General features: G+C 39.5%; 2 protein-coding genes. Both read right to left on the bottom strand.

Features of this window, described 5'->3' with window-relative positions; all coding sequences use genetic code 11:
- Nucleotides 1-62: 62 nt before the first annotated feature.
- A complete protein-coding gene (locus tag A5N85_RS13845) occupies nt 63-389 on the bottom strand; it encodes a transposase (protein ID WP_169818695.1) in 327 nt (108 codons plus the stop codon).
- Nucleotides 389-568 carry an IS630 transposase-related protein gene (locus A5N85_RS18010; RefSeq protein WP_249023998.1) on the bottom strand — a complete coding sequence of 60 codons (180 nt, stop codon included), beginning with the start codon at nt 566-568 and terminating at the stop codon, nt 389-391. Before A5N85_RS18010 ends, A5N85_RS13845 begins: the two co-directional genes overlap by 1 nt.
- Nucleotides 569-699: the final 131 nt, after the last annotated feature.

Below are 699 nucleotides of genomic sequence, written 5' to 3'. Positions count from 1 at the left end.
TTTTCAATGGGATTTAAGTCTGGACTATAAGGGGTAACCAAACTATCTCATGCCCATGCTCTTCAATGATTGCTTGAATATACACTGCGTTTATGAAAAGCGGCATTGTCCATGACAATTACACTGTTTTTAGGTAACTCAGGTAACAGTGCTTCTCTCACCCAATGAGAGAAAATATCGCTGTTAATAGAACCATCATATAAGCGTAAGGCAAACAATTCTCCATTGATAATGGCTCCAATCGCATTGCTCTGGTTTTTTAAATGCCAGTTATCACTTCCATGACAAACTTGTCCTTTTGTGCTGTAGCCATAAGGTCTATGATCAAAGGCTTTAAAACCACATTCATCAAGATAGACTATCGGTTTGTCTTGAGCGGTCTTATCCACTATTTGTTCTTGAAAGTGCTCTCTTTTCTCTGTGTCGGCTTTTGGATGTTGGTTAATCTTTTTTTATGCGTTATCTTTAGTCGCTTTAGAGCATAACAAATCGCTGATTGCGAGCAATTAAAACGTCTAGCGCTTTCCCATTGGTAATCATCAGGATACTGCTCAATATCCTTAAGCAAGGCTTCATCATCAATCTTTGAGGGCTTACTGCTCAGTAAAGCCTTTAGGATGGGGATTTTTAATCCAGCTATAGACGGTGAATTTGCTGATCTTGTAGCGCTTTGCAACAGCGCGCCAAGTTTCTCCATTA

Source organism: Suttonella ornithocola (assembly GCF_001889065.1).
GTDB classification, from domain to species: domain Bacteria; phylum Pseudomonadota; class Gammaproteobacteria; order Cardiobacteriales; family Cardiobacteriaceae; genus Suttonella_A; species Suttonella_A ornithocola.
The sequence above is the reverse complement of the archived record's forward strand: the minus strand, read 5'-3'. Positions and strand labels throughout refer to the sequence as shown.